Origin of the sequence: Variovorax paradoxus (assembly GCA_016806145.1) — a bacterium.
In the GTDB taxonomy this organism is placed as follows: Bacteria; Pseudomonadota; Gammaproteobacteria; order Burkholderiales; family Burkholderiaceae_C; genus Variovorax.
On record CP063166.1, the window covers coordinates 6546341 to 6573042 of the forward strand.

The following is a 26702-nucleotide window of genomic DNA, read 5'->3' on the forward strand; positions in this document are numbered from 1 at the left end:
GCTTCCGCCGTCAGTGCTGCGCCGCGGCCGCGTGGGCGCGCCGCTGGAGCAGCTTGCCCACCGCCACCACGAGCAGCGCACCGGCCGCCGCGGCGGCGTAGTGCAGCCAGGGGTTGGCCGCCAGCACCTCGCGCAGCGACACGTCGCTCACGATGGTCTCGCCGCCGACCCAGCCGATCAGCGCCGCACCCAGCATCACGATGATGGGGAAGCGCTCCATCAGCTTGATCATCAGCGTGCTGCCGAAGATCACCAGCGGAATGCTGATCGCCAGGCCCAGCACCAGCAGCACCATGCTGCCCTGCGCGGCGGCCGCCACGGCGATCACGTTGTCCAGGCTCATCACGAGGTCGGCCAGCAGGATGGTGCGCACGGCCGCCATCATGCTGCCGTACTCCTTGGAGTCGCCGTCGCCCTCGTCTTCACCGCCGAGCAGCTGCAGGCCGATCCACAGCAGCAGCAGGCCGCCGACGATCTGCAGGTACGGCAGCGCCAGCAGCTTGGCCGCCACCACCGTCAGCACGATCCGCAGCACGACGGCCGCGCCGGAGCCGAAGAGCACCGCTTTTTTCTGCTGCTCGGGCGGCAGCGAACGCGCCGCCATGGCGATCACCACGGCGTTGTCGCCCGACAGGATGATGTTGATCCAGACGATCTTGATCAGGCCGATCCAGAAGTCCGTGCTTTGAAGAAGTTCCATGTCTCTGATCCCGCATTGTTTTTGTGAAAAAAACGCCCGCAATCGGATTGCGGGCGTCTTGTTCTTTCTTGCGCGTGTGAGGTCTCTTTACGGACCTTGCCGGGCGCGAACGCCGTGGCTTACAGCTTGCCCTTGAGCAGCTTGGCCAGTTCCGAGAAGTTGCGCGTCACGGTGAAGCCGCACTCTTCCATGATGGAGAGCTTGGCTTCGGCCGTGTCGGCGCCGCCCGAGATCAGCGCGCCGGCATGGCCCATGCGCTTGCCGGGAGGCGCGGTCACGCCGGCGATGAAGCCGACGACCGGCTTCTTCATGTTGTCCTTGCACCAGCGGGCAGCGTCGGCTTCGTCGGGACCGCCGATTTCGCCGATCATGATCACGGCGTCGGTGTCGGGATCGTCGTTGAAGGCCTTCATCACGTCGATGTGCTTGAGGCCGTTGATCGGGTCGCCGCCGATGCCCACCGCCGACGATTGGCCCAGGCCGATCTCGGTCAGTTGCGCCACGGCTTCATAGGTCAGCGTGCCCGAGCGGCTCACGACGCCGATGCGGCCCTTGCGGTGGATGTGGCCGGGCATGATGCCGATCTTGATCTCGTCGGGCGTGATCAGGCCGGGGCAGTTCGGGCCGAGCAGCAGCGTCTTCTTGCCACCGGCGGCTTCCTTGGCCTTCATCTTGTTGCGCACTTCGAGCATGTCGCGAACCGGAATGCCCTCGGTGATGCAGATCGCCATGTCCAGATCGGCCTCGACGGCTTCCCAGATCGCGGCCGCGGCGCCTGCCGGCGGCACGTAGATCACCGACACGGTGGCGCCGGTCTGCGTGGCGGCTTCCTTCACCGAACCGAAGATCGGGATGTTGAAGATCGACTCGCCGGCCTTCTTCGGGTTCACACCGGCCACGAAGGCGTTCTTGCCGTTCGCGTATTCCTGGCACTTCTCGGTGTGGAACTGGCCCGTCTTGCCGGTGATGCCTTGGGTGATGACTTTGGTGTCTTTGTTGATGTAGATCGACATGACTCTGTTCCTTAGGCCTTCTTGACTGCTGCCACGACCTTCTGGGCCGCTTCCGCCATGGTGTCGGCGCTGATGATCGGCAGGCCCGATTCGGCCAGCAGCTTCTTGCCTTCGGCTTCGTTGGTGCCCTTCATGCGCACGACCAGCGGCACTTGCAGGTTCACGGCCTTGCAGGCCGCGATCACGCCGGTGGCGATGGTGTCGCACTTCATGATGCCGCCGAAGATGTTGACGAGGATGGCCTCGACGTTCTTGTTCTTCAGCATGATCTTGAAGGCCTCGGTGACCTTCTCGGGGGTGGCGCCGCCGCCCACGTCGAGGAAGTTGGCCGGCTCGCCGCCGAACAGCTTGATGGTGTCCATCGTGGCCATCGCGAGGCCGGCGCCGTTCACCAGGCAGCCGATGTTGCCGTCGAGCGAGATGTAGGCGAGGTCGAACTTCGAGGCCTCGACTTCGGCCGGATCTTCCTCGTCGAGGTCGCGCAGCGCGACGATCTCGGGGTGGCGGAACAGCGCGTTGCTGTCGAAGTTGAACTTGGCGTCCAGGGCGACGATGTTGCCCTTGCTGTCACGGTTGAGCGGGTTGATCTCGACCAGCGAGGCGTCCGTCTCCATGTAGCAGGTGTAGAGCTTCTTGAAGATGTCGACGGCTTGCGCGGTCGAATCGGCCGGGATGCCGATGCCGTCGGCGATCTGCTTGGCCTGCTCGTCGGTCAGGCCGGCCTGCGGGTCGGCGAACACCGTGATGATCTTCTCGGGCGAGGAGTGGGCCACTTCCTCGATGTCCATGCCGCCTTCGCTCGAAGCGATGAAGGCCACCTTCTGGGTGGCGCGGTCGGTCACGGCCGAAACGTAGTATTCCTTCTGGATGTCGGCGCCGTCTTCGATGTACAGGCGGCGGACCTTCTGGCCTTCGGGGCCGGTCTGGTGCGTCTTGAGCTGCATGCCGAGGATCTCGCCAGCCAGCTTCTTCACGTCCTCGATGGTCTTCGCGACCTTCACGCCGCCGCCCTTGCCGCGGCCACCCGCATGGATCTGGGCCTTGACGACCCAGACCGGGCCGCCGAGCTTCTGGGCGGCTTCGACCGCCTCCTGAACCGTGTAGGCCGGAATGCCGCGCGGCACCGGCACGCCGAACTTGGCAAGGATTTCCTTGCCTTGGTACTCGTGAATCTTCATGAGGGATGTCTCTCGGAAGGAGGAGGTTGAAAAACGGGAGATCTAGGCAGGCTGGTGTTGGCTCTGTTGTCCACAGGCGACGGCAGCCTGACGGCTGGGGGCGGCGGACAATCGCGGACTGTATCATGGTGCGCCGCATCAATACTGACGGGCGTGTGCGGTCAATACGTACTTTCTTCTAGGCCCTCTCTATCAGGCAACCCCACCATGGCCAAGGTCTTTATCGACGGCGAAGCCGGCACCACCGGTCTGCAGATCCGCGAGCGGCTGCAGAACATGCCGCAGATCGAGCTCGTGAGCATCGCGCCCGAGCTGCGCAAGGACGTGAACGCCAAGCGTGAACTCATGGCCGGCGTCGACCTCGTCGTGCTGTGCCTGCACGACGACGCGGCACGCGAGTCGGTCGCGCTGATCGACCAGCTGTCGGGCAAGAAGCCCAAGATCATCGACGCCTCGACCGCGCACCGCGTGGCGCCGGGCTGGGTGTTCGGCTTTCCCGAGCTGGTCGAAGGCCACTGGCAGGCCGTGGCCCGGGCCGACCGCGTGGGCAACCCCGGCTGCTACGCCACCGGCGCGATCGCCATGGTGCGTCCGCTGGTCGACGCGGGCCTGCTGCCGGCCGACTTCCCGATCGCGCTGCCCTCGGTCAGCGGCTACTCGGGCGGCGGCCGGACCATGATCGAGGCCTACGAGAAGGGCGAGGCCCCGCTGTTCGAGACCTACGCACTGGGCCTCACGCACAAGCACATCCCCGAGATCATGAGATACACCGGCCTCACGCAGCGCCCGGTGTTCATCCCCTCGGTCGGCAATTTCAAGCAGGGCATGCTGGTCCAGCTGCCGCTGCACCTCGACCTGCTGCCCGGCAAGCCGAAGGCCGGCGACCTGCACGAGGCACTGGCCGCGCACTATGCGAAGAGCAACACGCCCGAGCAGTTCGTGAAGGTGCTGCCGCCCACCGCGGACGGCAAGCTCGACGCGCTGGCGCTCAACGACACCAACCAGCTCGAGATCCGCGTGTTCCCGAACGAGGACCATCGCCATGCCGTGGTGATCGCGCGCCTCGACAACCTCGGCAAGGGCGCGAGCGGCGCCGCGGTGCAGAACCTCCAGCTGATGCTGTCGCTCTGAGGCGCTGCCTCTTTCGCTGAAAAGTCCGCTGAAAAGGCGCCGGCCCCCGGCGCCTTTTTCGTTTCAGCTCACCAGCCAGAGCCCGGTGCCGAACAGCGCCGCATGCAGCGCGAGCACGATCCAGAACGGCTTGCGCGAGGGCGTCGACATCTCCTGCAGCGTCTCGTGGATGCGCCGCGTGATCAGCGCGCGCAAGGCGGGGTCCTGCGCGGGCGCCGCACCGCCCTGCGCCACGGGCAGCTGCGGCTCGCCCTGCGCGGCGCGGCCCTGCTGCCACTCGGCCAGCATCTCGTTGAGCGGCAGCCGGTTCAGCACGAAGGCGATCACCGCCCGCACCGCCTTGCCGTCGCCGAGCACCGGCGCGAGCTGCGCGCTCAGCGCATCGACCGAGAGCCAGTCGCTCGCGCGCCGCAGCGCCCCGTGGGTGCGCGGCATCGATTCGATGCGCCCGGCGATGGCATCGCCCAGGCGCTGCGCCACGGCCTCGCCGCGCGCGGCCACCAGGTGTCGCATCGCGCGCGTGCGGCCCTGCGACACGCCGAGGATCACGTACACGCCCATGAACAGCGCCAGCAGCACGGCCACCAGCAGCGGCGGCGAGAACAGCAGCGCCAGCAGCGCGCCGGCGCCGCCCGCGCGGGCACCGGGCATGCCGGGGCCGCTCAACTGGCTCACGTAATAGAAGAAGGCGCCGCCCCCGAGCAGCGCGCCGAAGAAGACGCCTTTGGCGACCGAGCCGACGAAGGCGGCGCCAGCGCGGGCGCCCGTGCGCACCAGTGAAGGGGATCCGGTGGGTTCCGAAGACATCTGCGACTCCTCCTCGTTGTATGAAGTCGCGGATCATGCCATCGGCTCGCCGCGGGCCCGCCCGATCGGCCGCTCAGCCGGCCGGTGCCTCGAGCAGCGCCTGCAGCGCGCGCAGGTCGCGCGCGATCCATTCGGCGTCGTGCGCGAAGGCCGCGTCGTCCATGTGCGGCTGGCGCAGCAGCGTGAGCTGCAGCTCGCAAACACCGGGCGCCACGCCGATGACGCGGAACGGCATGTAGACCTCGGGCACGCCCGCGGGCGCCACCCAGTGGTCGAGCACGCCGAACTCGTTGGGCGGCGCGAAGCGCAGCACCGCGCGGCCGCCGGGCGTGGTCGCGACCCAACACTCGCCCTCGCCCTCGCCCTCGCTCTCGCGCGCCAGCGCGCCATCGGCCAGGCCGCTGGCCCATTCGGGCAGCCGCGCGGGATCGGCCGCCAGCGCATGGGCCGCGCGCCAGTCGCAGGCCACGCGCTGCGTGATCACGCGGGACAGTTCATTCGAGTTCATCGATGTCGCTCCTCAGCACCTTGGCCGCCACCGCGGCCGAAAAGCCCCGCGCCATCAGGAAGCGGGCCTGGCGGGCGCGCTCCTTGGGATCGGCGGGCGGGGCGTCGAAGCGGCGGCGCCAGAGCGCGGCCGCGCGTTCGAGCTCGCTGCCCTGCAGCCCGGCCACCGCCTGCGAGATCGCTTCGGCGCCGATGCCCTTGGCCTGCAGCTCCTGCCGCACGCGCGCCGCGCCGAGCCGGCCCGCGCGCTGGTGCAGCACCGAGGCGACCACGCGCTCCTCGCTGATGAAGTCCTTGGCCGCGAGTTCGTCGAGCGCGGCCTTGAGCGTGCCCGGCTCTTCCTCATAGCGCGCCAGCTTGCGCTCGAGTTCGCTGCGCGAATGCTCGCGCTGGCTCAGCAGGCGCAGCGCGCGGCCCTTGAGGGAGGGAGCATCGAATGCCATCGGAAATGCGGGAGCGGAAAAGGAAAACGGGGCGACCGCAGGCGCCCGCTCGCGTGCATCGGCCGGTTATTCGGCCGAGCCGGTCGCGTCCGCCGCCAGCAGCGGGATGCCCAGCGATTCGCGCACCTTGTTCTCGATCTCGCGCGACAGCTCGGGGTTCTCGCGCAGGAACTCGCGCGCGTTGTCGCGGCCCTGGCCGATCTTCTCGCCGTTGTAGGCGTACCAGGCGCCCGACTTGTCGATGATCTTGGCGGTCACGCCCATGTCGATGATCTCGCCCTCGCGGCTGATGCCCTCGCCGAACAGGATGTCGAACTCGGCGGTCTTGAACGGGGGCGAGACCTTGTTCTTCACCACCTTGACCTTGGTTTCGTTGCCGATGGCCTCGTCGCCCTTCTTGATGGTGCCGATGCGACGGATGTCCAGGCGCACCGAAGCGTAGAACTTCAGCGCGTTGCCGCCGGTGGTGGTTTCGGGCGAGCCGAACATCACGCCGATCTTCATGCGGATCTGGTTGATGAAGATGACCATGCAGTTGGTCTTCTTGATCGTGGCCGTGAGCTTGCGCAGCGCCTGGCTCATCAGGCGGGCCTGCAGGCCGGGCAGCGAGTCGCCCATCTCGCCTTCGATTTCGGCCTTGGGCGTGAGCGCGGCGACCGAGTCGACCACGATCAGGTCGACAGCGCCCGAGCGCACCAGCGAGTCGACGATCTCGAGCGCCTGCTCGCCGGTGTCGGGCTGGCTGATCAGCAGGTCGGACAGGTTCACGCCGAGCTTCTGGGCGTACTGCACGTCGAGCGCGTGTTCGGCGTCGACGAAGGCGCAGGTGCCGGCCTGCTTCTGCATGGCGGCGATGACCTGCAGCGTGAGCGTGGTCTTGCCCGAGGATTCGGGACCGTAGATCTCGACCACCCGGCCGCGCGGCAGACCGCCGACGCCCAGTGCGATGTCGAGGCCCAGCGAGCCGGTGGAGACCACCTGGATGTCCTCGAGCGCCTCGCCTTCGCCGAGCCGCATGATCGTGCCCTTGCCGAACTGCTTCTCGATCTGGGCCAGCGCGGCCTGGAGGGCCTTGGCCTTTTCGGTGTTGGCGCCTGCGATGCTCGAGCCCTTGACGACTGCGTCCATGTGAAAAACTCCTTGAAGATCAACGGGTTGTGTACTGTCGGATCCATCTGCTTTTAACCACAGCCTGGATGCTTGAACAGTAGTGTAGGGGCGGATGGATTCGAGTGAACCCATTTTTTGGTCAGTTTGCTTTACCATTCGGCGCCGTGAGCGACACCCCCTTTCCCCTCGATCCCGATGCCTGGCGCCAGACCCACCTGGGCCGGCTGCTCGGCCATGCGATGCGGCGCTTCGACGAGCGCGTGCTCGCGCTGATGGCGCACGACGTCGACGTGCCGCTGGCGCTGTCGAACCTCGCGGCGCGCGCGCAGGTGAGCGCGGCCCACGTCCACATCACGCGCCACCTCGCGCGCGAGGGCTCGCGCCTGACCGAGCTCGCCGAGCGCGCCGGCATGACCAAGCAGGCCATGGGCGCGCTGGTCGACCAGTGCGAGGCCTGGGGGCTGGTCACGCGCGGGCCCGATCCGCTCGATGCGCGCGCGCGGCGCGTGCTGTTCACGGCCGACGGCCTGGCCTGGCTCGAGGCCTTCCGCCAGGCGGTGACGCAGGCCGAGCGCGAGTTCCGCGCCAGCGTGGGAGACGAGGTCGCCACCGTGGTAACCATCGGTCTGGAAGCCTATACGGCGGGCTAGACTCCAGCCCCAGCGGAGACAACGTGCAAAGGCGCCGCCCACGGCGCGAACCGGGCTGGAGGTGGCTATGCGGATACTGATTGCCGAGGACGACAAGGTGCTGGCCGATGCACTGCTGCGCAGCCTGCGTACCTCGGGGGCCGCCGTCGATCACGTGGCCAACGGCTCCGAGGCCGACACCGCGCTCATGACGCACAGCGAGTTCGACCTGCTGATCCTCGACCTCGGCCTGCCCAGCCTGCACGGCATCGAGATCCTCAAGCGGCTGCGCGCGCGCGGCTCGCAGCTGCCGGTGCTGGTGCTGACCGCGGCCGACAGCGTGGAGGAGCGCGTCAAGGGCCTGGACAACGGCGCCGACGACTACATGGCCAAGCCCTTCAGCCTGCAGGAGCTCGAGGCGCGCGTGCGCGCCCTCACGCGCCGCGGCATGGGCACCACCAGCAACGCGATCCGGCACGGCCCGCTGATCTACGACCAGGCCGGCCGCGTCGCCACGCTCGACGGCAAGATGGTCGAGCTGTCGGCGCGCGAACTGGGCCTGCTCGAGGTGCTGCTGCAGCGCGCGGGCCGACTGGTCAGCAAGGACCAGCTGGTGGAGCGCCTGTGCGAATGGGGCGAGGAAGTCAGCCTCAACGCGATCGAGGTCTACATCCACCGCCTGCGCAAGAAGATCGAGAAGGGCCCGGTGCGCATCGCCACCGTGCGCGGGCTCGGCTACTGCCTCGAAAAGATTCAGTGACGCGCGCGCGACCGCCGGGCGCGGCGGGTCCGGTCCGATGAAACTCTTCCAGCGCGCGCAGCGCTCCCTGTTCGGCGAGATCCTCGACTGGATGCTCACGCCGCTGCTGTTGCTGGTGCCGGTCAGCATCGGCGTGACCTGGCTGGTGGCCCAGGGCATCGCGAGCGCCTCCTTCGACCGCGTGCTCACGCACAACATCGAGACGCTGGCGCGCACGGTCTCGCTGCAGAAGGACAGCCCGCGCTTCGTGCTGCCGCAGCCGACGCGCGAGATCCTGCGCGGCGACGACACCGATCGCGTGTACTACCAGCTGCTCGACAGCCACGGCGCGCTGCTCAGCGGCGAGCACGACGTGCCGCATCCCAGCCTCGACGAACCGCCGGCCCTCGGCCAGGTCCAGCTGCGCGACGGCGAGATGAACGGCAAGTCGGTGCGCGTGGCCTGGGTCTGGCTGGCCGGCGACGCGCCCGATGCGCCGCCCGCGCTGCTGCAGGTGGCCGAGACGCGCCAGAAGCAGTCGCTGCTGGCGGCCGACATCATCAAGGGCGTGCTGCTGCCGCAGTTCGCGATCCTGCCGCTCGCGGTGCTGCTGATCTGGCTGGCGCTGGTGCGCGGCATCAAGCCGCTGTCGGTGGTGGAGGCGCGCATCCGCGAGCGCCGCCCCGGCGACCTGAGCCCGCTCGACGAGTCCTCGGTGCCGCTCGAGGTGGTGCCGCTGGTGTCGTCGGTCAACGAACTGCTCGACAAGCTCAACGATTCGATCGACACGCAGAAGCGCTTCCTGGCCGACGCGGCGCACCAGCTCAAGACGCCGCTCGCGGGCCTGCGCATGCAGGCCGACCTGGCGCAGCGCGAGAACGCCAACGCCGACGAGCTCAAGCAGTCGCTCAAGCAGATCGGCCGCGCCAGCGTGCGCGCCACCCACACGGTGAACCAGCTGCTGTCGCTGGCGCGCGCCGAGGGCAACAGCGCCGGCGCCCATCGCCAGCCCTGCGACCTGGCGCGGCTCACGATCGAGGTGGTGCGCGAGGCGGTGCCGCGCGCGATCGAGAAGCGCATCGACCTCGGCTACGACGGCCTCGATCCCGGCTCGCGCGGCGTGGTGCTCGAGGGCAACCCGACGCTGCTCAAGGAGCTGGTGCGCAACCTGGTCGACAACGCGATCAACTACACGCCCTCGCGGCCCGAACGCACCGGCGTGATCACCGCGCGGGTGCTGGCCGATCCCTTCGGCCGTGTGCTGCTGCTGCAGGTGGAGGACAACGGGCCGGGCATTTCGGAGGCCGACCGCGAGCTCGTGTTCGAGCCCTTCTACCGCGTGCTGGGCAACGAGGCCGACGGCTCGGGCCTGGGCCTGCCGATCGTGCGCGAGATCGCGAACCAGCACCATGCGCAGGTGACGCTCGAGGACGCGCATCCCGAGCGACAGCCGCCGGGTGCGCGCTTCACGGTGCGCTTCGAGAGCGCGCCGGCCTGAACCGTCGATCTATCGCGCGCCGGGACTCGAGGCGCCGGCCTTCGGCGGTTCGGCGCGGATCTGCAGGTACTCGGGATGGATCTGCCGCGCGAGGCGCTGCGGATCGCGCTCGTCGAGCCCCGCCGGCACGAGGCCGAAGCCCGCGAGGTCGCCGCGCGACCACAGCCAGTAGCCGCCGTTGAGGACCAGCAGGGCGATCACGACCAGGCGCAGCGGCATCGCGGCGTCCGGTTTCAGAGGGCCATGCCGCGCGGCCGCACGCTGACCTCGTCGCTGACGATGGCCTGCAGGCCCTCGGCCGTGCGCACCTGCAGCTCGCCGGTCCACGAGACGCCCTCGCACAGGCCCGAGCGGCCGTCGCTGAGCACCACCTCGCGCCCGCGCAGCACGTCGCGCGCAGCGAAGCGCTCGGCGAACGGCGCGAAGCCGCGCGCGCCGAACGCGAGCACGTCGCGCACCAGCGGCGGGATCAGCTCGGCCAGCACCGCGGGCGAGGTGGCGTCGGGGCGCCATTGGCGCACCCAGGCGGGTGGCGTGCGCATGCCCTCGGCATCGCGCGCGCCGATGTTCACGCCGATGCCGATGACCACGTAGCGCGGCGACGATGCACCACCGCCATGCGGCAGCGCGGTCTCGATCAGGATGCCCACGAGCTTGCGCTCGTCGACCCAGAGGTCGTTGGGCCACTTGAGCCCGAGCTTCGCCGCGCCCGTTGGGTCGAGGTTCTCGGCCAGGCTGACGCCGACCGCGAGCGAGAGCCCCGACCAGTCGGCCGGCGCGAGCGGCAGGCCCAGCGAGAAGGTCAGCGACGGCGCGACATCGTCGCCGGGCTGCTGCGCGCTCTGCCAGGGCCGGCCGAGTCGGCCGCGGCCCGCGGTCTGGCGCTCGGCCACGAGCAGCACGGGCTCGGTCCGCCCGGCGCGCGCGCGCCGCATGAGTTCGGTGTTGGTGGAATCGATCTCGCCGACCACCTCGGCAGCGAAGCCCGGCAGCAGAGGGGCGAGCGCCGCGGCGATCCGCTCCTCGTGCCACTGCAGGGCGCTGCCGCCGGCGGCCATGTTCAGAGCCCGCCGTTGCCGGCCGCGGGAGCGGTTTCGGCGGCAGCCTCGGCCTTCTTCGGCTTGTCCTTCTTTTTGCCGTCCTTCTTGTCCGCTTTCTTTTCCGACTTCTTCCCGGATTTCTTCTCGGACTTCTTGTCGGCCTTCTTGTCGGCCTTTTTCTTCTCGGCCTTCTTCGCTTCCTTCTTCTTCGCCTTCTTCTTTTTCTTCTTGTCCTCTTCCTCGTCGTCCTTCGGCGTGAGCAGCGTGCCGCGGCATTGCTCGGAGCCGCAGTAGCACGGGAACTCGGACAGCAGCTTCTCGGTGTACGGCTCGTCGATGATCAGGCCGTAGTCGTAGTTGAGTTCCTCGCCGGCCGCGATGTTGCGCAGCGCCTTGATATAAACGCGCCCATCGACCTCGTCGGCCTCGCAGTTCGGCTCGCACGAGTGATTGATCCAGCGGGCCGCATTGCCGTCGACGTTGCCGTCGATCACGCGCCCGTCGTCGATATGGAAGTAGAAAGTGTGATTCGGCTGGGCCGGATCGTGCGGATGGCGGCGCAGCGCCTCCTTCCACGTGATGATCTCGCCCTTGTATTCGATGATCCGCTCACCTTCGGCCAGGTCCTGCACCGCGAACACGCCGTTCCCGTGAACGGAGGAACGCCGCGTCTGGATTCGGCGGGCGTTGGAAAGTGGGGATTTGGAAGGCATCGCCGAAGTCTGTTAGTTTGAATATGCACACATGCGCGTGCGCGTGTGCGCACGCGAGAAGCCGCCGAGTATAGAGAGAGCCCATGGCACTGCGCGCATGGCCCGCGAGCCGGCTTGGCGAAACAGTTGAGAGAGCACAGATGACGAAGACATTGGTTATTGCAGAAAAACCGTCGGTGGCGCAGGACATCGTGCGTGCGCTCACGCCGGTGGCCGGCAAGTTCGACAAGCACGACGAGCACTTCGAGAACGACCAGTACGTCGTGACCAGTGCCGTCGGCCACCTGGTGGAAATCCAGGCGCCCGAGGAGTTCGACGTCAAGCGCGGCAAGTGGAGCTTCGCCAACCTGCCGGTGATCCCGCCGCACTTCGACCTCAAGCCGGTGGACAAGACCAAGACCCGCCTCAACGCGGTGGTCAAGCAGGCCAAGCGCAAGGACGTGACCCAGCTCGTGAACGCCTGCGACGCGGGCCGCGAGGGCGAACTGATCTTCCGCCTGATCGAGCAGTACGCCGGCGGCAAGACGGGCCTGAACAAGCCGGTGCGCCGGTTGTGGCTGCAGTCGATGACGCCGCAGGCGATCCGCGACGGCTTCGACTCGCTGCGCACCGAGAAGCAGATGCAGGGCCTGGCCGATGCCGCGCGCTCGCGCTCCGAGGCCGACTGGCTCGTGGGCATCAACGGCACGCGCGCGATGACGGCCTTCAACTCGCGCGACGGCGGCTTCTTCCTCACCACCGTGGGCCGGGTGCAGACGCCCACGCTGTCGGTGGTGGTCGAGCGCGAGGAGCAGATCCGCAAGTTCGTCTCGCGCGACTACTGGGAAGTGCACGCCAGCTTCCTGGCCGAAGCCGGCCACTATCCGGGCAAGTGGTTCGACCCGGCCTGGAAAAAGGCCAGCGCCCCGCTGCTGCCCAGCGGCGAGCCCGACCCCGAGCAACGCGCCGACCGGATCTGGAACGAGCGCGACGCGCTCGCCATCGCGCAGGCCGCGCGCGGCAAGCCCGCCAGCGTCACGGAAGAAAGCAAGCCCACCACCCAGGCCTCGCCCCAGCTGTTCGACCTGACCTCGCTGCAGCGCGAGGCCAACAGCCGCTTCGGCTTCTCGGCCAAGACCACGCTGGCGCTGGCCCAGAGCCTGTACGAACGTCACAAGGCACTGACCTACCCGCGGACCGACTCGCGCGCCCTGCCCGAGGACTACCTGCCGGTGGTCAAGCAGACCATGGGCATGCTCGCCACCAGCGGCATGCGCCACCTCGCGCCGTTCGCGCAGCAGGCGATCGACCAGAACTACGTGAAGCCGAGCAAGCGCATCTTCGACAACGCGAAGGTGTCGGATCACTTCGCGATCATCCCGACCCTGCAGGCGCCCAGCGGCCTGTCGGAAGCCGAGCAGCGCCTGTACGACTTCGTGGTGCGCCGCTTCCTGTCGGTGTTCTTCCCGAGCGCCGAATACCAGGTCACGACCCGCGTCAGCACGGTGGCGCAAGCTGGCAAGAACTACGCCTTCCGCTCCGACGGTAAGGTGCTGGTCAAGCCGGGCTGGCTCGCGATCTACGGCAAGGAAGCCGTCAGCGACGACGACGAGAAGGACGGCAAGAACCTGGTGCCGGTGAAGCCCGGCGAGATGGTGCTGGCCGAGACGGTCGACACCAAGGGCCTGAAGACGCGCCCGCCGGCGCGCTACTCCGAAGCCACGCTGCTCGGCGCCATGGAAGGCGCGGGCAAGACCATCGACGACGAGGAACTGCGCGAGGCCATGCAGGAGAAGGGCCTGGGCACGCCAGCCACGCGCGCGGCCACCATCGAAGGCCTGATCGCCGAGAAGTACATGCTGCGCGAGGGTCGCGAGCTGATCCCGACCGCCAAGGCCTTCCAGCTCATGACGCTGCTGCGCGGCCTCGGCGTGGAGGAACTCTCCAAGGCCGAGCTCACCGGCGAATGGGAATACAAGCTCGCGCAGATGGAGAAGGGGTCGCTGAGCCGCGACGCCTTCATGCGCGAGATCGCGGCGATGACCGAGCACATCGTCAAGAAGGCCAAGGAGTACGACCGCGACACCGTGCCCGGCGACTACACGACCCTGGCCACGCCCTGCCCCAACTGCGGCGGCGTGGTGAAGGAGAACTACCGCCGCTACGGCTGCACCGGCAAGAGCGGCACCGGCGAGGACGCCTGCGGCTTCTCGTTCGGCAAGTCGCCGGCCGGGCGCACCTTCGAGGTCGCCGAGGCCGAGGCGCTCCTGCGCGACAAGCACATCGGCCCGCTCGAGGGCTTCCGCTCCAAGGCCGGCTGGCCCTTCACCTCCGAGATCATCCTCAAGTACGACGAGGAGGCGAAGAACTGGAAGCTGGAGTTCGACTTCGGCGACGACAAGAACGAGGACAGCGGCGAGATCATCGACTTCAGCGAGCAGGACACGGTCGGCCCCTGCCCGATCTGCGGCGCGCCGGTGTTCGAGCACGGCAGCAACTACGTCTGCGAGAAGTCGGTGCCGACCCAGGCCCAGCCCACGCCGAGCTGCACCTTCAAGACCGGCAAGATCATCCTGCAGCAGCCGGTGGAGCGCGCGCAGATGGAGAAGCTGCTGGCCACCGGCAAGACCGACCTGCTCGACAAGTTCGTCTCGATGCGCACGCGCCGCGCCTTCAAGGCCTTCCTGACCTGGAATGCGGAAGAAGGCAAGGTGACCTTCGAGTTCGCGCCACGCGAGGGCGGCAGCAAATTCCCGCCGCGCAAGACCTTCGGCAAGGCCGCGCCGGCCGGCAAGACCGCGGCCGCCAAGAAGGTGGCGGCGAAGAAGGCGCCCGCGGCCAAGAAGGCTCCGGCCGAGAAGAAGGCGCCGCGCAAGACCGGCGCCGGCCTCAAGCCCAGCGACGCGCTCGCCGCGGTGATCGGCAACGAGCCGGTGGCGCGCACCGAGGTGGTCAAGAAGCTCTGGGACTACATCAAGGCCAACGGCCTGCAGGATGCGAAGGACAAGCGCTCGATCAATGCCGACGCCAAGCTCAAGCCGGTGTTCGGCAAGGACCAGGTGACGATGTTCGAACTCGCCGGCATCGTGGGCAAGCACCTCACGGCGCTCTGAGTCATGCGGCGCAGACGCTTCGCAGGCACGGCCGCCGGCCTCGCGCTGGCACTGCTGTCCGCCTGGGTCCCGGCCCAGGCCGCCGACTGGCCCGACAAGCCCGTCAAGCTGGTGGTGCCCTTCCCGCCCGGGCAGGCCACCGACATCTTCGCGCGCGCGCTCGCCGAGCAGCTCGGCCGCCGGCTGGGCCAGCCGGTGATCGTCGACAACAAGGCCGGCGCCGGCAGCAACATCGGCACCGAGTTCGTGGTGCGTTCCGCGCCCGACGGGTACACGCTGGTGGTGGCCGGCAGCGCGATGGCGGTCAACCAGACGCTCTACGCCAAGCCCGGCTTCGACCCGCGCCGCGACCTCGTGGGCATCTCGCTGATCGCGAAGGTGCCGCTGGTGTTCCTCGCCACGCCCGAGAGCGGCATCCGCACGCTGGGCGAACTCACGGCGCGCGCCAAGGCCGAGCCCGGCCGGCTCAGCTACGCGAGCGCCGGCATCGGCGGCACGCAGCATCTGTCGGGCGAGATGTACAAGTCGGCGGCGCATGTGTTCATCACGCACATTCCGTACCGGGGCAGCGGGCCCGCGCAGGCCGACTTCCTCGGCAACCAGGTGCCGCTGATGATCGATTCGGTGACCGCCGCGCTGCCGCACATCAAGGCCGGCAAGGCGATCCCGCTGGCCGTGACCTCGGCCACGCGCTCCTCGCAGCTGCCCGATGTGCCCACCGTGCGCGAGAGCGGCGTGGCCGGCACGCGCGACTTCGAGGCCGTGGGCTGGCTCGGCCTGATGGCGCCGCGCGGCACGCCACCCGAGGTGCTGGCACGCCTGAACCGCGAAGTGACCGAGATCCTCAAGAGCGAGCAGATGGCGCGCTTCATGCGCGAGCGCGGCTCGGAGCCGGCGCCCACGACCGGGCCCGAGTTCGACCGCTTCGTCGCGAGCGAGATCGGACTCTGGGGCGCGGCCGTCAAGGCCTCGGGCGCGAAGCCCGAATAGGCTGCGGCGCGATCAGGCCGGCGTGAAGTCGGTCGACAGCGACAGCGACTCCCACGCGCGCAGCTCCGCCTGCAGCGCGGCCAGCTTCTCGTGCACCGCCTTCACCGCGTCGCTGCCCAGCAGCAGGTGCGCGGGCGGCTTCGGCGCCTCGACGATGCGCAGCATGGCGCGCGCGGCCTTCACCGGATCGCCCGCCTGCTTGCCGCTGCGCGCCAGCCGCGCCGCGCGCACCGGGCCCAGCACGGGTTCATAGTCGGCGATGGTCTGCGGCGCGCGCACCATCGAGCGGCCGGCCCAGTCGGTGCGAAAGCCGCCAGGCTCCACTGCCGTGACATGGATGCCGAAGCCCGCCACTTCCTTGCCGAGCGCCTCGGAGAGGCCCTCGAGCGCGAACTTGCTGCCGTGGTAGATGCCGAGCCCCGGGAAGGTGACGATGCCGCCCATCGAGGTGATGTTGAGGATGTGGCCGCGGCGGCGCGCGCGCATGAAGGGCAGCACGGCCCGGGCGACGGCCACCGCGCCGAACACGTTGACCTCGAACTGCCGGCGCACCTCGTCGAGCGAGGATTCCTCGAGCGTGCCTTCGTGGCCGTAGCCGGCGTTGTTGACCAGCACGTCGATGGCGCCGATGCCGGCCTCGACCTCGGCCACCACGCGCTCGACCTCGTCGTGGCGCGTCACGTCGAGCAGGCGGCCGAAGGAGCGGCCGGGTTGCAGCGCGTCGAAGGCGGCGCGCGCGGTCTCATCGCGCAGGGTGCCGATCACGCGGTGGCCGGCGGCCAGCGCCTCCTGCGCGAGCGCGCGGCCGAAGCCGGTGCTCACGCCGGTGATGAACCAGGTGCGCTGCGGTGAAGAAGAAGCGGGAGCGGATGTCATGGCGGTGTTCTCTGGGTGTTGTGTGCCCTGAATGTGCGCCCGGCTTGCGCCTTTGATAAGCCGCCCGGCGAGCGAAGCGGCTTGCAGTTTTTCTTCAAGATCGCGCGCGGCGGGAACCCGGCTTGCCGCCGCGGCACCAACGACAAGACCCCGCGCGCGGGGTCTTGTTACATGCGCGCCATGATGCGCGGCCTATAGTCGTTCGATCCACCCCTGGGACAGATTCCATGAAGTCATTGATTGCCACCGCCTTCGCCCTCGCCATGGGCTTCTCGCTCGCGGGCTGTGCCTCGTCCTCGCGCACCGCCGATGCCGGCGGCACCGCGTCGTCGGGCAGCGGCGTGACGGTGTTCGGCACCATCGACGCCGGCGTCAGCGGCTACTCGACCAAGTCCGAGCGCCGCTGAACCGGCGCGGCGCTCAGCGGCGACGCCGCAGCAGCGCCTGCTGCAGCACGCGCGCCGCGCGGTCGCGGATCTTGCCGGGCGCGCCGCGCAGCGTGGTCTTCGGCGCCACCTTGGCGGTGGCGCAGGCCCACAGGAAGTCGTGCAGGATCGGCGTGTCGTCCACGGTCTCGGTGCTGCCGTACTTGTGGAATTCGGGATGCCACTGCGTGGCCGCGATGTAGCTGCGGCCGCGCTCGGGCCGGCGGCGGATCGCCTCGGCCACCCGGTCGGGCAGGCTCCAGGCCTCGACCTCGAAACCCGGCGCGAGGTCCTTCACGCCCTGGTGATGGATGCTGTTGACGCGCGCGGTCTGCACCTCGGGATAGAGCTTCGCGAGCCGCGTGCCGGGCACGATGCCGATCTGGTGGAAGTTCTGGTCGTAGGTCACCGGGTCGCGGTGGCGCAGCGTCTCGGGATGGCCGTGCTGCTCCTCGATGTCCTGGTAGAGCGTGCCGCCGAAGGCCACGTTGATGAGCTGCAGCCCGCGGCACACGCCGAAGATCGGCTTGCCGGCCTGCTCGAAGGCCTCGACCAGCGCGAGGTCGTAGAGGTCGCGCAGGCGGTCGCCGATCCAGGCGTCCTTCAGCGGCACCTCGCCGTAGCTGCCGGGCCAGACGTCGGCCCCGCCGTGCATCACCACGCCGTCGAGCCACTCGGCGTAGTGCGACAGCTTGGTGTCGCCGCGCGCGGTCTCGCCCGTGGGGCAGGGCACCATCACCACCATCGCGCCGGCCGACATCAGCCAGTGGGCGATCGACTGCTCGACGTACTGCAGGGTCTTGTTGGTGAACAGCGAGCGCGCCGGATCGGCGTGCGAGAAGCAGGCGGACAAACCGATCTTGAGTCGGGCGGAGACGGGCTGGGGCATCTCGATGGGTTCCCTGTGAGCGAAATTCATTCTGCGCCCACCGAACTTCGGTCGTGTGTCAGCCGAACCCGCGAAGTATCCTGTCGGGCCCACAAGGAGACACCGCATGCAGACGATCAAGGGGCCCGCCATCTTCCTGGCCCAGTTCGCGGGCGATACCGCGCCCTTCAACTCGCTCGACGCGATCGCGGGCTGGGCCGCGGGCCTGGGCTACAAGGGCGTGCAGATCCCGAGCTGGGACGCGCGTCTGATCGACCTGAAGAAGGCCGCCGAGAGCAGGACCTACTGCGAGGAGATCCAGGGCACGCTGGCCGCGCACGGCCTGTCGATCACCGAGCTATCGACCCATCTGCAGGGTCAACTCGTCGCGGTGCACCCGGCCTACGACGCGGGCTTCGACGGCTTCGCGGCGCCCGAGGTGCGCGGCAATCCGTCGGCGCGCCAGCAATGGGCGGTGCAGCAGCTGCACTACGCGGCGAAGGCCTCGGCCAACCTCGGCCTCACGGCGCACGCGACCTTCTCGGGCGCGCTGGCCTGGCCCTACCTGTACTCGTGGCCGCCGCGCCCGCCGGGACTGATCGAGGAAGCCTTCGACGAGCTCGCACGGCGCTGGCGCCCGATCCTCGATGCCTTCGACGCGGTGGGCGTGGACGTGGGCTACGAGATCCATCCGGGCGAGGACCTGCACGACGGCGTGAGCTACGAGATGTTCCTCGAGCGCGTGAACAACCATCCGCGCGCCTGCCTGCTCTACGACCCGAGCCACTTCGTGCTGCAGCAGCTCGACTACCTGGCCTACATCGACCACTTCCACGAGCGCATCAAGATCTTTCACGTGAAGGACGCCGAGTTCAATCCGACCGGCAAGCAGGGCGTGTACGGCGGCTTCCAGAAATGGATCGACCGCGCCGGGCGCTTCCGCTCGCTGGGTGACGGGCAGGTCGACTTCAAGGCCATCTTCTCGAAGATGGCGCAGTACGACTTCCCGGGCTGGGCGGTGCTCGAGTGGGAGTGCTGCATCAAGCATCCCGAGGACGGCGCGCGCGAGGGCGCGAAGTTCATCGCCGACCACATCATCCGCGTGGCCGACCGGGCCTTCGACGACTTCGCGGCCGGCGGTGTGGACGTGGCCGCCAACCGGCGCGTGCTCGGGCTCGACTGAGGCCGCCGCTCAGCGGTGCAACGGGCAGCCGTTGCGCTCACCGCGAAATTCCGACGAGGCCGCATAGGCCGCCTTGCGCGCACGCATCACGCCGCCCAGCGGCCGGTGCGCCGCGAGCGCATGCCAGGGACTGAAAGCCATGCCGTCGTCCATCTCGCGCGACAGCTCCGCGCTCCAGCCCGCCTGCGGCGGCGCCAGCACGCGCGCGATCGTCACGTAGGGACTGAGTTCCTGCGGCCATTCGACCGAGGCGTTCTCGACCGGCATGCGCTCGAGGTCGACGCACAGCTGGGCCCGCAGTTCCCACTCGCCGCCGTGATCTCGCAGGAAGTCCATCACCGCCTCGCGCGTGCCGTCGGGCTTGCCGTCCAGGTGCAGTTCCGCCTTCTCGAGCGCGACCAGCGCCTCGGACACCGGCGCGAGCTGCAGCTTGGCGATGTGATCGCCGAAGCGGATCGGCACCTGGGTGAAGAAGGTGGCGCCCAGCGGATGGGTCAGCGGATGCGCGCCCAGCGCGACCAGCTTCGGGCTCGAGCCGCCCGCCACCTCGATCAGCTTCTCGATGCTCTGCAATACGCCCGACAGCAGCAGCTTGCCGGTGGGCGCGCGGTCGGTGGTGGCCGCGAGCAGCTTGAGGCTGCGCAGGAAGCCGCGCGCATCGGGCGCGACGAACACCGGGCCGTCGACGAACAGGAAGTCCTGCGTGGTCTGGTCCTCGGAGCCCTCGACGCGCTCGCCCTCGACGTCGAACACCTTGAGCGCCATGCCGCGCGGCAGCGAGATGCGGTCGTCGAGCACCTCGGCCGGCGGCGTCGACAGCCGCATCGCCGCGCGATGGCGACCCGGCGTGGCGAACAGGCCCTGTGCGTAGGCGGGCGGCAGGCCCTCGGGCACGACGAGTTCGGCCTGCAGCAGGCCATGGCTCTTGGCGTGCACGGCGCGCATGGCGTGGCCGGCATGCTCGGCCACGGTCTGCGCCATGTCGCGCAAGGTGGCGACCAGTTCGATCTGGGTCTGGGCCTCGTCCTCGCGCTCGGTCTCCACGGCGGGGTCGAAGCGCACGGGGGCGAGCGTTGGCGTGGGCGTAGCGGTTTGGTTCATGGTCGGGGCTCCTTGGGCATCCTGGGCCGAACCATTGAGCGCGGTGCGACCGGCGCGCGATGTAGGCCGTCGGCTCCCGTGGCTGCGCTCGACCGCCTGCACGGCGGGCCGCGTCAGCCGGCGCGCGCGAGTTGCGCCACGCGCCGGATCGCGTCGTCGATGCGCGCGGCCTCGATCAGCCCGTAGCCGAAGGCCAGGCCCTCGGGCGCGTCGGCCACGCGCGGGTCGAAGGCATAGCGCGACAGCGGCGCCAGCGCGATGCCGGCCTCGGCCGCGCGCCGCGCCAGCGCCTCGGCGCGCAGCGGCGCATGCAGCCAGGCCGACAGGTGCAGGCCGGCCTGCGAGGGAATGGCCTCGAACAGGTCCGCGCCATGGCGCACCAGCGCCTCGAGCAGCGCGCGGCGGCGCTCGCCGTAGACCTTGCGCATCCTGCGGATGTGGCGCGCCAGATGGCCCTCGGCGATGAAGTCGGCCAGCGCGTCCTGGCCCAGCACCGGGCTGTGCCAGTCGGCCAGCTCGCGCATGCGCACCAGCGCCGCGCGCGCCCACGGCGGCGCCACCACGAAGCCCAGGCGCAGCGCGGGAAAGAGGCTCTTCGAGAAGGTGCCCACGTAGCAGACCGAGTCGGCACGGTCCAGCGTCTGCAGCGCGTCGAGTGGGCGGCCGGCGAAGCGGAATTCGCTGTCGTAGTCGTCCTCGATCACCACCGCTTGGCGCTCGCGCGCGAAGGCCAGCAGCGCGGCGCGCCGCGGCGTCGACATGGCCACGCCGGTGGGGAACTGGTGCGAGGGCGTCACGCAGATCACGCGCGCCTCGGCCGGCAACCGGTCGACGCACAGGCCCTCGGCGTCGGTGGGCACGGGCACCACCTTCGCGCCCGCGGCCGCCAGGGCCTCGCGCAGCGAGGGATAGGACAGCTGCTCGACCGCCACCACCGTGCGCCCCGGCACGACGAGGATGCGCGCGAGCAGCCCGAAGGCCTGCTGCGCGCCGGCGGTGACGACGATGTCGTCGGCACTGCAACCGACCGCGCGCGTGAAGGACACGTGGCGCGCGATCGCCTCGCGCAGCGCCGGCTGGCCGCGCGGGTCGGCGTACTGCGCGGCCTCGCCGCCGCCGCGCGCGATGCGGCGCAGCGCGCGGTCGGACAACCGGCGCCAGATGTCGAAGGGCAGCGCGCTCGCATCGGGCAGGCCGCCCGCGGAAATCGTCGCGCGCCGGGCGCTGCTGCAGCGTGGGCGGCAGGTCGGCGCCGGGCACGCGCGGCGGGACCAGACGTGGATCGCGGCGCGGCGCGGCGGCCTCGATGGGCGCGGCGGTGCGCGGCGACCGGCAGCGGCGCGAGGCCGGCAGGGTGTCGGCCACGTAGGTGCCGGCCCCGGGGCGGGCGACCAGATAACCCTCGCTGAGCAGCAGGTCGTAGGCCGCCAGCATGGTGTTGCGCGACACGCCCAGGCGCTGCGCGAGCGCGCGCGTGGCCGGCAGGCGGGCGCCGGGCCGCAGCCGGCCGTCGAGGATGGCGGCGTGCAGCTGCCGGTGCAGCTCGCGCAGCAGTTCGCGCGAGCCGGCCGCGGGCAGCTGCAGGGACAGCTCGAAAAGTGGCTCCATGGAATTGGTGGATTGTGGTTCTTTTTAGGAACCAATCGCAAGCCTACGCTGGACCCCATCGAATGCTCGATGGAGAAACGCCATGCACCACGACCCCGTCCCCTCTTCTTCCGCCGCGCCCGAGCGCCTGCCGCCGAGCCTCGCCTGGCTCGCGCTCGGCGCCTTCGCGATCGGCACCGAGAGCTTCATCGTCGCGGGCCTGCTGCCCGTGCTCGCGGCCGACCTGCGGATCAGCCCCACGCACGCGGGCCAGCTCGTGCTGCTGTTCGCGCTCAGCTATGCGATCGGCTCGCCGCTGATGGCCGCGGCCTGCGCGCGCTTCGGCCGCCGGCCGCTGCTGGTCGCGAGCCTCGCGGCCTTCAGCGGCCTGACGCTGCTGGCATCGATGGCGCAGGGCTTCGGCCAGCTCGCGCTGGCGCGTCTCGCGCTGGGCCTGGTGGCGGGCGTGTTCGTGCCGACCGCGAGCGCGGTGGCGGCTTCGCTGGTGTCGCCCGCCTTGCGCGGCCGGGCGCTGGCGATCGTGACCGGCGGCGGCACGCTGGCGGTGGCGCTCGGCGTGCCGCTGGGCGCCTGGATCGCGGGCTGGGGCGGCTGGCGCACGGCCTACCTGCTGATCGCCGCGCTGGGCCTGGTCGCGACCCTGGGCATCGCGGCCGGGCTGCCGCGCCGGCTCGGGGTGGCGGCGCCCGCCGCATCGGGCGGCGCGGCCTTCGCCGTGCTGCGCGCGCCGGGCGTGCTGGCCGGGCTCGGCGTCAGCGTGCTCTGGACCACGGGCGGCTTCAGCTTCTACACCTACATCGCGCTGTTCCTCTCGCGCACGGTGGGCATCGGCCCCGAAGGCATCGGCGCGGTCTTCGTCGCCATCGGCGTGGCGGCGGCGCTCGGCACCGCGGGCGGCGGCTGGGCCACCGACCGCTTCGGCGCCGACCGGGTGGCACGCGGCTTCGCGCTGCTGCTGGTGGCGGTCCTCGGCGGGTTGTCGCTCGCGGCCCAGGCGCTGCCGGGCGGCCTGGCGCTGCCGGTCGTGGTGGGCCTGGCGGCGCTGTGGGGTTTCGCGGGCTGGGGCTTCGGGCCGGCGCAGGCGGTGCGGCTGATCCGGCTGGCGCCCGAGCGCGCGCCGATGACACTGTCGCTCAACGCCTCGGCGATCTACCTCGGGATCGCGGCCGGCTCGCTGTTCGGCGGCGTGGCGATCGCGTGGTTCGGCGTGAGCACCGTCGGCTGGGTGGGCGCGGCCTGCCAGCTGGCCGGCGTGCTGCTGCTGGCCCATGGCCGCCGACGCGGCGGCGGCACGGTCGCGCGGGTCGGGGAGCCCGCGGCAGCCTGAGGGCTTTCAGCTACCCTTTTGATAGCAATATCGATCGATTTGTCGCGCGTTCGCGCCAGTCCCGGCCGAAACCTGAGCAACAGTCATGCCAGTCCGGTTACAATGCCGGGTTCGTTTCGATACTACGACGAAGTCTTTTCTCGTCACCCCACCGGTTGGCCGATTGGCACCGAGGCCCCCTGAACCCGATTTGAAATCCCCGGGTTCCGCACCTCCCCCGCCAGGCACGCCGGTTCTTGCCGTGTGTTGGAGCGCCAGTTCCGGCGCCCATGATTGCCACCACGGTCTTCGTTCATGTTGAAGCGAGCAGAGCGCGTCCCCGCTGCGCCGTGTGTGTCGGCCGGCCGTCGCGCCTGAAACCAAACACGACGGATTTCATTCATATCCAACAGACAACGAAGATTCGAGGTAAAGCATGCCGAAGGAAGAACTGATCGAAATGAACGGCGCAGTGACCGAAGTCCTGCCCGATTCGCGCTACCGCGTCACGCTCGACAACGGTCACCAGCTGATCGCCTACAGCGGCGGCAAGATGCGCAAGCACCACATCCGCATCCTGGCGGGCGACAAGGTGTCGCTGGAACTCTCGCCCTACGACCTGACCAAGGGCCGCATCACGTTCCGCCACCTGGAACGCCGCGGTCCTCCGCCGTCGGGTCCCGGCGGCAACAACGGCGCCCAGCGCCGCTGAACGACCGGCAAGCGCCGACCGTCGCAGCCCCCGAGGGCCTTGCAGCACTGTCGCCCTGGCGGCGGGCTGCAAGGCCCTGATTTTTTGCTCCTCCGACTCTCCTCCAAGCTTCCGCCGGGCCTGCTGGCGGCCACGCCATGACCACCACCTCTCCCGACGATTTCGCCACCCTGCCGCTCGCACCGCAGATGCTGGCCAACCTCGCGCTGCTCGGCTATGCGCGCATGACGCCGATCCAGGCCGCGAGCCTGCCGGTCGCGCTGCTCGGCAAGGACCTGATCGCCCAGGCCAAGACCGGCAGCGGCAAGACCGCCGCCTTCGCGCTGGCGCTGCTGGCCAACCTCAATCCGCGCCGCTTCGCGGTGCAGGCGATGGTGCTGTGCCCCACGCGCGAACTGGCCGACCAGGTCACGACCGAGATCCGCCGGCTGGCGCGCGCGGAAGAGAACATCAAGGTGGTCACGCTGTGCGGCGGCGTCGCGCTGCGCGGGCAGACCGCGAGCCTGGAGCACGGCGCCCACGTGGTGGTGGGCACGCCGGGGCGGATCATGGACCACCTCGAGCGCGAGAACCTCGTGCTCGACGCGCTCAACACGCTGGTGCTCGACGAGGCCGACCGCATGCTCGACATGGGCTTCTTCGACGACATCGTGACCGTGGCGCGCCAGTGCCCGAAGGAGCGCCAGACGCTGCTGTTCTCGGCCACCTATCCCGAGGGCATCGCCAAGCTCGCGCAGCAGTTCATGAAGGACCCGCAGCAGATCGCGGTGCAGGCCCAGCACACGGGCAGCGCGATCCGCCAGCGCTGGTACCAGGTCAAGGACGGCGAGCGGCTGCACACCGTGAGCCGGCTGCTCGACCACTTCCGCCCGGCCAGCACGCTGGCCTTCTGCAACACCAAGCAGCAGTGCCGCGACCTGGTCGAGGTGCTCAAGGCGCAGGGCTTCAGCGCGCTCGCGCTGTTCGGCGAGCTCGAGCAGCGCGAGCGCGACCAGGTGCTGGTGCAGTTCGCCAACCGCAGCTGCTCGGTGCTGGTGGCCACCGACGTGGCGGCGCGCGGGCTGGACATCGCGCAGCTCGAGGCGGTGATCAACGTCGACGTGACGCCCGATGCCGAGGTGCACGTGCATCGCATCGGCCGCACCGGCCGCGTCGGCCAACAGGGCGGCGCCGAGGGCCTGGCGCTGAACCTCGCGAGCATGGACGAGATGGGTTTCGTCGGGAAGATCGAGCAGCTGCAGGGCCGCGAGTCCGAATGGCACGAACTGGCCGAGCTCACGCCCGGCAAGGGCGCGCCGCTCGCGCCGGCGATGGCCACGCTGCAGATCGTGGGCGGGCGCAAGGAGAAGATCCGCGCCGGCGACGTGCTGGGCGCGCTGACCGGCGACTGCGGCTATGCGAAGGAGCAGGTCGGCAAGATCAACGTTAACGAGTACTCGACCTACGTCGCGGTCGATCGCGGCATCGCCGCCGAGGCGGCGCGCAAGCTCAACGACGGCCGCATCAAGGGCAAGAGCGTCAAGGTCCGGCTGCTGGATCTCTGAGGTCGCCCGCGAGCGCCGCCGCGCCGCCGGCGGCCGAGGTCGGCGCGACCGGTGCGTCGAGCACCGGCACCGCGTCTTCGGGCGGCGCCGGCGCGATGTCCTCGCGCAGCGCCAGCCGGTTCGCGAGCCGGAACGCCACCGTCACCGCGAGCACGCCGAAGATCGAGGCGCCCACCGCCTGCCCGATCAGCACGCCCGCCGCGCCGTACTGCGCGCCCCACCAGACGAAGGGCACCGTGCCCACCGTCGCGCGGCCCCAGTTGAAGACCGTCGACAGCAGCGGATGGCCGAGGTTGTTGAACGAGGCATTGGCCACGAACAGGCCGCCCGCGAAGAAGAAGCTGGCCGCCAGCCAGCTGCAGAACAGCGCGATCAGCTCGGCCGAGACGCCGTCGGCCGAGAAGGCGCGGATCAGGACGTCCTGCCCCAGCGCCAGCACCGCCCAGGCCACCGCCACCGACACGCCCATGACCAGCAGGCTGTCGCGCAGCCCCTGGCGCACGCGCCGGTACTGCCCGGCGCCGAGGTTCTGCGCCAGGATCGGCCCGACCGCGCCGCTCAGCGCATAGACCAGCCCGAAGGCCACCGGGCTCACGCGGTCGATGGTGGCGGCGCCGGCCACGGCCGCGGGCCCGAACTGCGCGATGCTGTGGGTGACGAAGGCGGCGCTCACCGGCGTCGCGAGATTGGTGAGCACCGCCGGCCCGGCCACCGCGGCCATCGCGCGGGCATCGGCGCCCAGCTGCTTCGGCTCGAAGCGGCCCAGCATGCGGTGCCGCACCGCCACGCCGTGCAGCCCGACCGCGGCCAGCGCCAGCCGCGAGAACACGGCGCTCACGGCCGCGCCGTCGAGCCCCATGCCGAAGCCGAAGATCAGGATCGGGTCGAGCACCGCGGTGACGAAGGCGCCGACCAGCGTGACCATCATCGCGCGCCGCGCATCGCCGACCGCGCGCAGCAGCGCCGAGCAGGCCATGCCCAGCCCGAGCAGCGGCATCGTGTGCACGGTGATCGCGAGGTAGCGCTGCGCGAAGCGCGCGGTCTCGCCCTCGGCACCCAGCGCATGCAGGGCCGGGCCGAGGAAGAAGGCGGTGCCGCTGCCCGCCACCAGCGAGATCGCCGCCATCAGCACCAGGCTCGCGGTGGCGATGCGGCGCGCGTCGTGCGCGCGGCCCGCGCCCACGGTGCGCGAGACCACGGCCGCGATGCCGATCATCAGCCCGATGCACAGCGAGGTGTGGAAGAAGCCGACCACGCCCGCGAAACCCACGGCCGCGGCGATGGCTTTCTCGCCGAGCAGCGAGATGTAGAACAGGTTGATCAGGTCGACCGCGAACACCGCGATCAGGCCGATGGCGCCGGTGCCCGCCATCACGCAGACATGCCGCAGCAGCGAGCCCGTGACGAACCTCGGCCGGGCCATGTCTCCCCCCATCGCGCTTTCTGGCATGCAAAATCCTCGCTGTGGCCTAATTACGCCTTCGAACTT

At 69.8% G+C, this 26702-nt stretch carries 25 protein-coding genes and 1 pseudogene; 11 read left to right on the plus strand and 15 right to left on the minus strand.

Annotated elements, in window-relative coordinates:
• Window positions 1-10: 10 nt before the first annotated feature.
• The 3 genes from INQ48_30625 to sucC form a co-directional block, all read right to left on the minus strand.
• Complete coding sequence (locus tag INQ48_30625; GenBank protein ID QRF57581.1) at window positions 11-700, minus strand: TerC family protein; 690 nt, start codon at window positions 698-700, stop codon at window positions 11-13.
• A 119-nt stretch (window positions 701-819) separates the two neighbouring features.
• Window positions 820-1713, minus strand: a complete 894-nt coding sequence (gene sucD / locus INQ48_30630) for a succinate--CoA ligase subunit alpha (protein QRF57582.1) — start codon at window positions 1711-1713, stop codon at window positions 820-822.
• Window positions 1714-1724: 11 nt separating this feature from the next.
• Window positions 1725-2891 carry an ADP-forming succinate--CoA ligase subunit beta gene (gene sucC / locus INQ48_30635; protein QRF57583.1) on the minus strand — a complete coding sequence of 389 codons (1167 nt, stop codon included), beginning with the start codon at window positions 2889-2891 and terminating at the stop codon, window positions 1725-1727.
• A gap of 207 nt (window positions 2892-3098) precedes the next feature.
• Here sucC and argC point away from each other — a divergent pair, with 207 nt between their 5' ends.
• Window positions 3099-4022 (plus strand): N-acetyl-gamma-glutamyl-phosphate reductase, encoded by a 924-nt coding sequence (gene argC / locus INQ48_30640; protein QRF57584.1) that lies wholly within the window; start codon window positions 3099-3101, stop codon window positions 4020-4022.
• A 63-nt stretch (window positions 4023-4085) separates the two neighbouring features.
• Here argC and INQ48_30645 read toward each other — a convergent pair whose 3' ends face one another.
• From INQ48_30645 to recA, 4 genes are all read right to left on the minus strand, one after another.
• A complete protein-coding gene (locus tag INQ48_30645) occupies window positions 4086-4829 on the minus strand; it encodes a hypothetical protein (protein ID QRF57585.1) in 744 nt (247 codons plus the stop codon).
• A gap of 73 nt (window positions 4830-4902) precedes the next feature.
• Complete coding sequence (locus INQ48_30650; protein ID QRF57586.1) at window positions 4903-5337, minus strand: SRPBCC family protein; 435 nt, start codon at window positions 5335-5337, stop codon at window positions 4903-4905.
• Window positions 5324-5779, minus strand: a complete 456-nt coding sequence (gene recX, locus INQ48_30655) for a recombination regulator RecX (protein QRF57587.1) — start codon at window positions 5777-5779, stop codon at window positions 5324-5326. Before recX ends, INQ48_30650 begins: the two co-directional genes overlap by 14 nt.
• Window positions 5780-5845: 66 nt before the next feature.
• Window positions 5846-6907: a recombinase RecA gene (gene recA / locus INQ48_30660; protein ID QRF57588.1), complete on the minus strand. Its 1062-nt coding sequence runs from the start codon at window positions 6905-6907 to the stop codon at window positions 5846-5848.
• 146 nt (window positions 6908-7053) lie between these two features.
• Here recA and INQ48_30665 point away from each other — a divergent pair, with 146 nt between their 5' ends.
• From INQ48_30665 to INQ48_30675, 3 genes are all read left to right on the plus strand, one after another.
• A complete protein-coding gene (locus tag INQ48_30665; GenBank protein QRF57589.1) occupies window positions 7054-7539 on the plus strand; it encodes a winged helix-turn-helix transcriptional regulator in 486 nt (161 codons plus the stop codon).
• Window positions 7540-7606: 67 nt separating this feature from the next.
• Entirely contained in the window at window positions 7607-8278 is a 672-nt protein-coding gene (locus INQ48_30670) for a response regulator transcription factor (protein QRF57590.1), read from the plus strand.
• Window positions 8279-8315: 37 nt separating this feature from the next.
• Window positions 8316-9755, plus strand: a complete 1440-nt coding sequence (locus INQ48_30675; GenBank protein QRF57591.1) for a sensor histidine kinase N-terminal domain-containing protein — start codon at window positions 8316-8318, stop codon at window positions 9753-9755.
• Window positions 9756-9764: 9 nt separating this feature from the next.
• Here INQ48_30675 and INQ48_30680 read toward each other — a convergent pair whose 3' ends face one another.
• From INQ48_30680 to INQ48_30690, 3 genes are read right to left on the minus strand one after another with little or no spacing between them, the layout of a single operon-like run.
• Complete coding sequence (locus INQ48_30680) at window positions 9765-9974, minus strand: sporulation protein (GenBank protein ID QRF57592.1); 210 nt, start codon at window positions 9972-9974, stop codon at window positions 9765-9767.
• Between the two features lie 14 nt (window positions 9975-9988).
• Entirely contained in the window at window positions 9989-10813 is an 825-nt protein-coding gene (locus INQ48_30685) for a biotin--[acetyl-CoA-carboxylase] ligase (protein QRF57593.1), read from the minus strand.
• Between the two features lie 2 nt (window positions 10814-10815).
• On the minus strand, window positions 10816-11508 hold the full coding sequence (locus INQ48_30690; protein QRF57594.1) for an SET domain-containing protein-lysine N-methyltransferase: 693 nt from the start codon (window positions 11506-11508) through the stop codon (window positions 10816-10818).
• A 140-nt stretch (window positions 11509-11648) separates the two neighbouring features.
• Here INQ48_30690 and INQ48_30695 point away from each other — a divergent pair, with 140 nt between their 5' ends.
• Both INQ48_30695 and INQ48_30700 read left to right on the plus strand, forming a co-directional pair.
• Window positions 11649-14600, plus strand: a complete 2952-nt coding sequence (locus INQ48_30695; protein QRF57595.1) for a DNA topoisomerase III — start codon at window positions 11649-11651, stop codon at window positions 14598-14600.
• Window positions 14601-14603: 3 nt separating this feature from the next.
• On the plus strand, window positions 14604-15590 hold the full coding sequence (locus tag INQ48_30700) for a tripartite tricarboxylate transporter substrate binding protein (protein QRF57596.1): 987 nt from the start codon (window positions 14604-14606) through the stop codon (window positions 15588-15590).
• A 12-nt stretch (window positions 15591-15602) separates the two neighbouring features.
• Here INQ48_30700 and INQ48_30705 read toward each other — a convergent pair whose 3' ends face one another.
• Entirely contained in the window at window positions 15603-16466 is an 864-nt protein-coding gene (locus INQ48_30705; protein ID QRF57597.1) for an oxidoreductase, read from the minus strand.
• 227 nt (window positions 16467-16693) lie between these two features.
• On the opposite strand from INQ48_30705, the gene INQ48_30710 reads away from it, so the two are divergent.
• On the plus strand, window positions 16694-16873 hold the full coding sequence (locus INQ48_30710; GenBank protein QRF57598.1) for a hypothetical protein: 180 nt from the start codon (window positions 16694-16696) through the stop codon (window positions 16871-16873).
• Window positions 16874-16886: 13 nt separating this feature from the next.
• On the opposite strand, the gene INQ48_30715 is transcribed toward INQ48_30710, so the two are convergent.
• The gene (locus INQ48_30715) at window positions 16887-17780 is read right to left on the minus strand and encodes a gamma-glutamyl-gamma-aminobutyrate hydrolase family protein (protein QRF57599.1); all 894 of its coding nucleotides are present in this window, start codon (window positions 17778-17780) and stop codon (window positions 16887-16889) included.
• A 106-nt stretch (window positions 17781-17886) separates the two neighbouring features.
• Between INQ48_30715 and INQ48_30720 the strand changes: the two genes are divergently transcribed.
• Window positions 17887-18942, plus strand: coding sequence for a sugar phosphate isomerase/epimerase (locus INQ48_30720; protein QRF57600.1), 1056 nt, complete (start codon window positions 17887-17889; stop codon window positions 18940-18942).
• 9 nt (window positions 18943-18951) lie between these two features.
• Here the strand turns inward: INQ48_30720 and INQ48_30725 are convergent, their stop codons facing one another.
• Window positions 18952-20043, minus strand: coding sequence for a catalase family protein (locus INQ48_30725; GenBank protein QRF57601.1), 1092 nt, complete (start codon window positions 20041-20043; stop codon window positions 18952-18954).
• A 113-nt stretch (window positions 20044-20156) separates the two neighbouring features.
• A pseudogene (locus tag INQ48_30730) lies at window positions 20157-21651 on the minus strand (PLP-dependent aminotransferase family protein).
• A gap of 82 nt (window positions 21652-21733) precedes the next feature.
• Here INQ48_30730 and INQ48_30735 point away from each other — a divergent pair.
• From INQ48_30735 to dbpA, 3 genes are all read left to right on the plus strand, one after another.
• The gene (locus tag INQ48_30735) at window positions 21734-22978 is read left to right on the plus strand and encodes an MFS transporter (GenBank protein QRF57602.1); all 1245 of its coding nucleotides are present in this window, start codon (window positions 21734-21736) and stop codon (window positions 22976-22978) included.
• Between the two features lie 415 nt (window positions 22979-23393).
• Window positions 23394-23669, plus strand: coding sequence for a translation initiation factor IF-1 (gene infA, locus INQ48_30740; protein ID QRF57603.1), 276 nt, complete (start codon window positions 23394-23396; stop codon window positions 23667-23669).
• Window positions 23670-23806: 137 nt separating this feature from the next.
• Window positions 23807-25213 carry an ATP-dependent RNA helicase DbpA gene (dbpA, locus tag INQ48_30745; GenBank protein QRF57604.1) on the plus strand — a complete coding sequence of 469 codons (1407 nt, stop codon included), beginning with the start codon at window positions 23807-23809 and terminating at the stop codon, window positions 25211-25213.
• Here the strand turns inward: dbpA and INQ48_30750 are convergent.
• A complete protein-coding gene (locus INQ48_30750; GenBank protein QRF57605.1) occupies window positions 25188-26663 on the minus strand; it encodes a polysaccharide biosynthesis C-terminal domain-containing protein in 1476 nt (491 codons plus the stop codon). The two genes, dbpA and INQ48_30750, sit on opposite strands and share 26 nt — an antisense overlap.
• Between the last annotated feature and the right edge of the window lie 39 nt (window positions 26664-26702).